At 64.6% G+C, this 1,416-nt stretch carries 2 protein-coding genes; one reads left to right on the plus strand and one right to left on the minus strand.

Translation table 11 applies throughout. The annotated features are described in order from the left end of the window. A partial coding sequence (locus tag EN906_RS34075) for an FAD-dependent oxidoreductase (RefSeq protein WP_164777602.1) occupies positions 1-724 on the plus strand: 724 nt, incomplete at its 5' end. Positions 725-750: 26 nt separating this feature from the next. Here EN906_RS34075 and EN906_RS34080 read toward each other — a convergent pair. After that, positions 751-1,416 (minus strand): alpha/beta hydrolase (locus EN906_RS34080; RefSeq protein WP_348629303.1); only part of this gene is annotated, 666 nt, incomplete at its 5' end.

A 1,416-nucleotide genomic window follows, 5' to 3' on the forward strand; every position in this document is an offset into this window, starting at 1 on the left:
CCAGATGCGCGATCGCGGCATGACCATCCGGCTGGGCAGCGCGGTGAAGGAAATCCGCTCCAAGCCTGATGCCGCCGAGGTGGAACTGGCCGATGGCCGCACCATTCGTTCAGAGGTCGTGCTCTACGCCGCCGGCCGCACCGGCAATGTCGGCAACCTGGGCCTCGATGTCGTGGGAATCGACGCCGACTCCAGAGGGCGCATCAAGGTCGATCCGCATACGTTCCAGACCAGCGTGCCGAACATCTACGCCGCCGGCGACGTCATCGGCTTTCCGAGCCTGGCCTCGACTTCGATGGAGCAGGGCAGGGTGGCGGCCTGCCATGCCTTCGGCGTGCCGTTGCCGCCGCCACCGGAAACATTCCCCTATGGCATCTATGCGGTGCCGGAAATCTCGACGGTCGGCCAGTCCGAGGAACAGGTGCGTGAAAGCGGTGCGGCCTATGAGATCGGCGTGGCGCGCTTTCGCGAGACCTCGCGCGGCCATATCATGGGCGTCAACACCGGCTTCCTGAAACTGTTGTTCTCGGTCGAAACGCGCCGTCTGCTCGGCGCGCACATCATCGGCGAGGGCGCCACCGAGCTCATCCACATCGGCCAGGCGGTGATCAATCTCGGCGGCACCGTCGACTTCTTCGTCAACAACACCTTCAACTATCCGACGCTCGCCGAAGCCTACAAGATTGCAGGGCTGGACGCCTGGAACAGGATGGGACGAGGGTAGGCCGGCTGGTCGTGGCGGCGAGCCTGTCAGCTTGCCTGCGCCACCGCCGCGGATCCCGACAGCCATTGTCTGACGATTGCGGCGTCGGCGCTGCCGAATTCATGACCTGATGGGACAATCCGGGCGTCGATCTCGGCGCCATGCTGGCTGAGCAATGTCACCAGAGCAGGGGCGAAGGGCGAATAGGTGAGATCCGCGGCGCCGGCGATCATCAGGACGCGCACCTTTGACAAATCCGTCGCCGGCACGTGATCGAGCACCGGCATCGGCCGCAGCAGCGCGGCGCGCTCGACGAGCTCCGGATGCAGCAGCATCAGGCTTGAAACCAGATTGGCGCCGTTCGAATAGCCGAGGAACGTCGCGCGTGAGAGATCGAGATGGTGGCGTGTGGCCGCGTCGGCGACGAAGCCCGCAAAGGCATCGGTCTCGGTGCGGATGCTGTGCTGTTCGAAGCGCGTCGGCGTGATGCGCGCGAACCAGCGGAAACCATCCTCCTGGACAATGCGGCCACGCACCGCGATCAGCTTGGCCCGCGGTGCGATCTCTCGTGCCAGCGGCACCAATGTCGTCTCGTCGACACCCGATCCATGCAGCAGGAAGAGACATTCGCCGGTTGAATCCGCCGGGCTGTAAAGCCGGTAGCTGAAGGCCAGATCACGCCGCTGCGCACCATCTTGTGAGGTCTCTTCGAT

This window comes from Mesorhizobium sp. M7A.F.Ca.CA.004.06.1.1 (genome assembly GCF_003999135.1).
Classification (GTDB): domain Bacteria; phylum Pseudomonadota; class Alphaproteobacteria; order Rhizobiales; family Rhizobiaceae; genus Mesorhizobium.